The sequence below is a fragment of the Streptococcus pseudopneumoniae genome (genome assembly GCF_001072925.1).
In the GTDB taxonomy this organism is placed as follows: domain Bacteria; phylum Bacillota; class Bacilli; order Lactobacillales; family Streptococcaceae; genus Streptococcus; species Streptococcus pseudopneumoniae_Q.
The window spans coordinates 48,633-54,632 of record NZ_JVHE01000089.1 but is presented as its reverse complement, the minus strand read 5'-3'; the positions used below and the strand labels follow the sequence as shown (position 1 = coordinate 54,632).

The 6,000-nt window shown below is 41.5% G+C and carries 6 protein-coding genes; all 6 read left to right on the top strand.

The annotated features are described in order from the left end of the window. The first annotated feature begins 160 nt into the window (after positions 1-160). From gatC to ADH81_RS05520, 6 genes are read left to right on the top strand one after another with little or no spacing between them, the layout of a single operon-like run. Positions 161-463 carry an Asp-tRNA(Asn)/Glu-tRNA(Gln) amidotransferase subunit GatC gene (gatC, locus tag ADH81_RS05545; protein ID WP_000705413.1) on the top strand — a complete coding sequence of 101 codons (303 nt, stop codon included), beginning with the start codon at positions 161-163 and terminating at the stop codon, positions 461-463. Beyond that, a complete protein-coding gene (gene gatA / locus ADH81_RS05540) occupies positions 463-1,929 on the top strand; it encodes an Asp-tRNA(Asn)/Glu-tRNA(Gln) amidotransferase subunit GatA (protein ID WP_000143724.1) in 1,467 nt (488 codons plus the stop codon). Before gatC ends, gatA begins: the two co-directional genes overlap by 1 nt. After that, on the top strand, positions 1,929-3,374 hold the full coding sequence (gene gatB, locus ADH81_RS05535) for an Asp-tRNA(Asn)/Glu-tRNA(Gln) amidotransferase subunit GatB (RefSeq protein WP_049527089.1): 1,446 nt from the start codon (positions 1,929-1,931) through the stop codon (positions 3,372-3,374). Before gatA ends, gatB begins: the two co-directional genes overlap by 1 nt. Positions 3,375-3,426: 52 nt before the next feature. Continuing rightward, the gene (locus ADH81_RS05530; RefSeq protein ID WP_049527088.1) at positions 3,427-3,819 is read left to right on the top strand and encodes a hypothetical protein; all 393 of its coding nucleotides are present in this window, start codon (positions 3,427-3,429) and stop codon (positions 3,817-3,819) included. Between the two features lie 50 nt (positions 3,820-3,869). After that, positions 3,870-4,826: a zinc-ribbon domain-containing transport protein gene (locus tag ADH81_RS05525; RefSeq protein WP_049527086.1), complete on the top strand. Its 957-nt coding sequence runs from the start codon at positions 3,870-3,872 to the stop codon at positions 4,824-4,826. A gap of 9 nt (positions 4,827-4,835) precedes the next feature. Next, entirely contained in the window at positions 4,836-5,963 is a 1,128-nt protein-coding gene (locus ADH81_RS05520) for an SPFH domain-containing protein (protein WP_045763690.1), read from the top strand. The last annotated feature ends 37 nt before the right edge of the window (positions 5,964-6,000 follow it).

Sequence of the window (6,000 nt, the reverse complement as noted above, 5' to 3'; positions counted from 1 at the left end):
ACTAAAAACCAATGCTGTTCTTGCTTCTATTTTCAACCATTATATCGAATTAAAATCCTTTTTCAATTTCTACTTCTTTTCAACTTGACTTACCTTATTTATAGGAAAATATGGTAAAATAGAACAGATAAATAATCATCATTTCACGAAAGGATGCAAGATGAAAATTACGCAAGAAGAGGTAACACACGTTGCCAATCTTTCAAAATTAAAATTCTCAGAAGAAGAAACTACTGAGTTTGCGACAACCTTGTCTAAGATTGTTGATATGGTCGAATTGCTCGGCGAAGTCGACACTACTGGTGTCGAACCAACGACTACCATGGCAGATCGCAAGACCGTTCTTCGCCCAGACGTAGCCGAAGAGGGAACTGACCGTGATCGCTTATTTAAAAATGTACCTGAAAAAGACAATTACTATATCAAGGTACCAGCTATCCTGGACGATGGAGGAGATGCCTAATGACTTTTAACAATAAAACGATTGAAGAGTTGCATAATCTCCTTGTATCTAAGGAAATTTCTGCAACCGAACTAACGCAAGCAACGCTTGAAGATATCAAGGCGCGTGAAGAAGCTATCAATGCCTTTGTCACTATCGCTGAAGATCAAGCTCTTGCTCAAGCTAAAGCTATTGACGAAACTGGAATTGACGCTGACAATGTCCTTTCAGGAATTCCGCTAGCAGTTAAGGATAATATCTCTACAGACGGCATCCTCACAACTGCAGCCTCAAAAATGCTTTATAACTACGAGCCAATCTTTGATGCGACAGCTGTTGCCAATGCAAAATCTAAGGGCATGATCGTTGTTGGGAAAACCAACATGGACGAGTTTGCCATGGGTGGTTCTGGTGAAACATCTTACTACGGTGCAACTAAAAATGCCTGGGACCACAGCAAGGTTCCCGGTGGATCATCTAGTGGTTCCGCAGCTTCTGTAGCTTCAGGACAAGTCCGTTTGTCTCTTGGTTCTGATACAGGTGGATCCATCCGCCAACCGGCTGCCTTCAACGGGATTGTCGGTCTCAAACCAACCTACGGAACAGTTTCACGTTTCGGTCTGATTGCCTTTGGTAGCTCATTAGACCAGATTGGTCCTTTTGCTCCTACCGTTAAGGAAAATGCGCTCTTGCTCAATGCTATTGCTAGCGAAGATGCAAAAGACTCTACTTCTGCTCCTGTCCGCATTGCCGACTTTACTTCAAAAATCGGTCAAGACATCAAGGGAATGAAAATTGCTTTGCCTAAGGAATACCTTGGTGAAGGGATTGCCCCAGAGGTTAAGGAAACCATTCTGAATGCTGCTAAACACTTTGAAAAACTTGGTGCAGTTGTAGAAGAAGTTAGCCTTCCTCACTCTAAATACGGTGTGGCAGTCTACTACATCATCGCTTCATCTGAAGCTTCATCAAACTTGCAACGTTTTGACGGTATCCGCTATGGTTTCCGTGCTGAAGACGCTAAGAACTTGGACGAGATTTACGTTAACACTCGTAGCCAAGGATTCGGTGACGAAGTCAAACGTCGGATCATGCTTGGTACTTTCAGTCTTTCATCAGGTTACTACGATGCTTATTATAAGAAGGCTGGTCAAGTTCGTACCCTCATCATCCAAGATTTTGAAAAAGTCTTTGCGGATTACGACCTCATCCTTGGCCCAACAGCTCCAAGCGTGGCCTTTGACTTGGATTCGCTCAACCACGATCCAGTTGCTATGTACTTGGCGGATCTCTTGACCATCCCAGTCAACTTGGCAGGTCTCCCAGGAATTTCAATTCCTGCAGGATTTGCTCAAGGTCTACCTGTCGGTCTACAATTGATTGGTCCTAAATACTCAGAAGAGACTATCTACCAAGCTGCTGCTGCTTTTGAAGCAACAACAGACTACCACAAACAACAACCCGTGATTTTTGGAGGTGATAACTAATGAACTTTGAAACAGTCATTGGACTTGAAGTCCACGTAGAGCTCAACACCAATTCAAAAATCTTCTCACCTACTTCTGCCCACTTTGGAAATGACCAAAATGCCAATACAAACGTGATTGACTGGTCTTTCCCAGGTGTTCTGCCAGTTCTCAATAAGGGTGTAGTCGATGCTGGTATCAAGGCAGCTCTTGCCCTCAACATGGACATCCACAAGAAGATGCACTTTGACCGCAAGAACTACTTCTATCCTGATAATCCTAAAGCCTATCAAATTTCTCAATTTGATGAGCCAATCGGTTATAACGGCTGGATTGAAGTGGAGCTAGAAGACAGTACAACTAAGAAAATCGGTATTGAGCGTGCCCATTTGGAAGAAGATGCTGGTAAAAATACTCACGGAACAGATGGTTTCTCTTATGTCGACCTTAATCGTCAAGGGGTGCCATTGATTGAGATTGTATCTGAAGCCGACATGCGTTCTCCTGAAGAAGCTTATGCATATCTAACAGCCCTCAAGGAAGTGATCCAATATGCTGGTATTTCCGACGTTAAGATGGAAGAAGGTTCCATGCGTGTGGATGCCAACATCTCCCTTCGTCCTTATGGTCAAGAGAAATTTGGTACCAAGACTGAGTTGAAAAACCTTAACTCCTTCTCAAACGTGCGTAAGGGTCTTGAATACGAAGTGCAACGTCAGGCTGAAATCCTTCGTTCAGGTGGTCAAATCCGCCAAGAAACACGTCGTTACGATGAAGCTAATAAAGCAACTATCCTCATGCGTGTCAAGGAAGGTGCTGCAGACTACCGCTACTTCCCAGAACCAGACCTACCACTCTTTGAAATCTCAGATGAGTGGATTGAGGAAATGCGCACTGAATTGCCAGAGTTTCCAAAAGAACGCCGTGCTCGCTACGTATCTGACCTTGGTCTATCAGACTACGATGCTAGCCAGTTGACTGCCAATAAAGTCACTTCTGATTTCTTTGAAAAAGCTGTCGCCCTCGGTGGTGATGCTAAACAAGTTTCTAACTGGCTCCAAGGTGAAGTCGCTCAATTCTTGAACGCGGAAGGCAAGACACTGGAACAAATCGAATTGACACCAGAAAACTTGGTAGAAATGATTGCCATCATCGAGGACGGTACGATTTCGTCTAAGATTGCCAAGAAAGTCTTTGTTCACCTAGCTAAAAATGGTGGTGGAGCGCGTGAATACGTGGAAAAAGCTGGTTTAGTTCAAATCTCAGATCCTGATGTTTTGATTCCAATTATTCATCAAGTCTTTGCGGATAATGAAGCCGCTGTTGCCGACTTCAAGTCAGGAAAACGTAACGCTGACAAGGCCTTTACTGGATTCCTCATGAAAGCAACCAAGGGTCAAGCTAACCCACAAGTCGCTCTTAAACTACTTGCCCAAGAATTGGCTAAGTTGAAAGAGAACGAGTAAATATACTTTCGTTAATAGCCTTTTCTACTAAAAAATAGAATAAGGAGAATAAATGAACAAATTTTTACGAGTACTATTTATTTTAGTTATTGTCGCCATGTTGGGTGCTTCTATTCTACAAATCTTTCTCCCATCATATATGGGAGAGCATTCTGGTTACGGTATTTCTGCAGGATGGCAAAGAGAAATTGGAATTTGGAATCTAGCTGTCTTAATTATTATTCTTGCCGTTAATATTAAGTACGATTGGTTTTACCTGCGAATTGCCCTTCTTGCCCTCATTATTGGTGGTATAGGAATAGGAACAAATCATTTGTTAAATTTTATTGAATATCATTCTCCTGTTAATGCAATTGGTGCTGTCGAGAATTATATACTCGTATTTGGTTGGATTATAGGGTGGTTTATTGAAAATAAAACTATAAAACTCCAAAACTCTTTATAGACATAAAATTTAGCAAAAACTATTTTTGTACTCACATAGTTAGGAGACATATGAAAAAGTTATATACTCTTCTCGCCACTTGTTTATTGTTGTTCTTCTTCACACCATTTAACTCAATTGATGCTGGCGTTGGCCATTCGCGAAGTGGTAGCTCTAGCCGAAGCAGTTCAAGAAGTAGCAGCCGCAGTAGCTCAAGTCGCAGCTCCTCTTATAAAAGTAGCTATCGCTCTGGAAGTAGCTCCTCTAGTTCAGGTGGTTCTTTAGGTACTGGTATGAACATGCTTATCATGTTTGGTGTAGGAGGTTTCTTACTCTACATGTTCATCAAATATCTAAGCGACCAGAATTCATCTTCTGGCCAGTCTTACGGTAGTTCAACTGGATATAATCCACCTAGCCATCGCCGAGTAGAACACAACACACTAGCTGTTAATCGTGTCAAATATGGTGATCCAAACTTTGATACTGATGCCTTCGCTTCATGGGTTAAAGAAGTCTATATTCAGTTGCAGGCAGCCTGGACTAAAAAGGATTGGAATTTGGTTCGCTCTCTCGAAAGTACTAGTCTCTATTCCCAACATAGTACTCAACTCGAAGATCATATTCGGGCAAAAACAACTAATGTTTTAGAAAAAGTCTATGTTGAAAATATCCGCATCAAAGATTTCTACGAAAATCCAGATGGAAATGATACTTTAGTGGTTATCCTTTCATCTACACTCAGAGACTATGTTATCGATGATAAGACTCGTAAGGTTATCGAAGGAGACCCTCAACAAGATCTATTTACAGTTTATCAAATGAACTTCATCCGCAAACATGGTAGCCAAACTGAAAACACTGTTCAAGATGAAGCTGTTAGCGACCACTGTCCAAACTGTGGTGCTCCACTTAAAATCTCAGCTATTAGCCAATGTGAATACTGCGGAGCTGAGCTCACACGTAGTCCAAATCAATGGGTTCTTGATACCTATGAAGTTGTGGATGAAGACGAACTTTATAATTAGGAGGAAATTATGGGATTTATTCGTGCCGCCCTATCTTCAGGGCTTAATAGTTTCAACGATAGCAAATTTAAAGAAGCGATCGTACTTCCAAATAACCTAACAGCCGATGCTTTGGCCATTAAAGGCCAACTTCTTTCAAAAGATCCAGACGGCAAATCTAGACAAAGCAATCAAAACACTGGACTACTAACAGATGGTAGTGTCGTTATTGTTCCTCAAGGCTATGTCGCTATTCTAGTGAATAACGGTACCTTCCTTGGAGACGTCTTAGAAGCTGGTAGCCACGAATGGCGTTCTGGAGACAATGCCTGGCTTCTTGAAAAAGGTGGCCTAAAGGGTACTTGGGAAAATTTCAAAAACCGCTTCTCGTTTGGTGGTCAAGTCATTACCCAACAAGAAATCATCTTTATTCGTATGCAACCCGTTGCCGGAAATAAATTCGGTACACAGAATGCTGTAGAATACTTCAGTGAACGTTATCAACAATTACTCAACATCCGCTTCTACGGTTTGTTTGATATCAAAGTTGCTGATCCAGTCCTATTCTATGTTAGCTCCATCAGTCAACAGATTGAAGACCATAAAGCCTTTACATTACAAAATGTAGCTCAAGGAACACTTCGACAAAATATCGCACCAAAGATTGCCATTGCAATTGCTAAATTTACCAATGAAAACAAGGTCGATATCTATAGCCTTAATGCCAATCAGGATACTTTCAATGAGCTAGCAAAACAAGAAGTTAACAAGGTATGGGCAGGACTTTATGGGATTGAAACAACCAACATTCTACTTGAAGATTTGAGCTATGATCAAGAAAGCTTAGATATTGTCCGTAAGCTTGATAGCGAACTCGTCGCTATGAAGTACAATACGATCGAGATTGAAGAACGTCGTGCTCGTAATGAAGCTCTCATCGCTGCTGCTAACAATGAAGGCAATGGCAATGGTATGAACATGATTATGGGAATGAATCTAGGACAAACACTTGGCGGTCAACTCAACCAACAAGCCCAAACTCAAGCTCCTGTTCAAAATAACGGGCAAACTGCAAGCAAGAACTTTTACATCGAGGTAGACGGTAAGTATGTTCTTGTAACCAAAGATGAAGAAGGAAATATCGTACCAGTCAACTAATTCAAGCTCATCTGATATTTGAGAATTATTGCATTTT

What these genes read in the sequence shown, in the direction of transcription:
- gatC (WP_000705413.1), top strand. Translation starts at nt 161, where the DNA reads ATGAAAATTACGCAAGAAGAGGTAACACACGTTGCCAATCTTTCAAAA.
- gatA (WP_000143724.1), top strand. Translation starts at nt 463, where the DNA reads ATGACTTTTAACAATAAAACGATTGAAGAGTTGCATAATCTCCTTGTA.
- gatB (WP_049527089.1), top strand. Translation starts at nt 1,929, where the DNA reads ATGAACTTTGAAACAGTCATTGGACTTGAAGTCCACGTAGAGCTCAAC.
- ADH81_RS05530 (WP_049527088.1), top strand. Translation starts at nt 3,427, where the DNA reads ATGAACAAATTTTTACGAGTACTATTTATTTTAGTTATTGTCGCCATG.
- ADH81_RS05525 (WP_049527086.1), top strand. Translation starts at nt 3,870, where the DNA reads ATGAAAAAGTTATATACTCTTCTCGCCACTTGTTTATTGTTGTTCTTC.
- ADH81_RS05520 (WP_045763690.1), top strand. Translation starts at nt 4,836, where the DNA reads ATGGGATTTATTCGTGCCGCCCTATCTTCAGGGCTTAATAGTTTCAAC.